The sequence below is a fragment of the Idiomarina sp. 28-8 genome, assembly GCF_000320945.2.
In the GTDB taxonomy this organism is placed as follows: domain Bacteria; phylum Pseudomonadota; class Gammaproteobacteria; order Enterobacterales; family Alteromonadaceae; genus Idiomarina; species Idiomarina loihiensis.
The window spans coordinates 1-270 of the sequence record NZ_BANL01000068.1; the positions used below are offsets into that span (position 1 = coordinate 1).

Consider the following 270-nt stretch of genomic DNA (forward strand, 5'->3'; position numbering starts at 1 on the left):
AATTGTTGTGGCCCGTAAACGACGCCTTTGTTATGAAGGCCTGGGGCGAATCTTTAGGGATCGGAGAAAAGGTTCGGTTATTGTCTGACGGCAACGGCGCATACAACCAAATAATGGGCCTTAGCATGGACACCGGCAGCTTCGGTGGCATACGTTCTAAGCGCTACGCTATGATTATTACCGACGGCCAGGTAAAAGGCCTGTTTGTTGAAGAAGACAAGTCCTTTGAAGTGAGCAAAGCCGAATACATACTGGAGACAGTTGCAGAAA

General features: G+C 48.5%; 1 protein-coding gene. It reads left to right on the top strand.

Features of this window, described 5'->3' with window-relative positions; translation table 11 throughout:
* The coding region (locus RJ32_RS00175; protein WP_034823244.1) for a redoxin family protein at nucleotides 1-270 on the top strand (270 nt) is incomplete at both ends.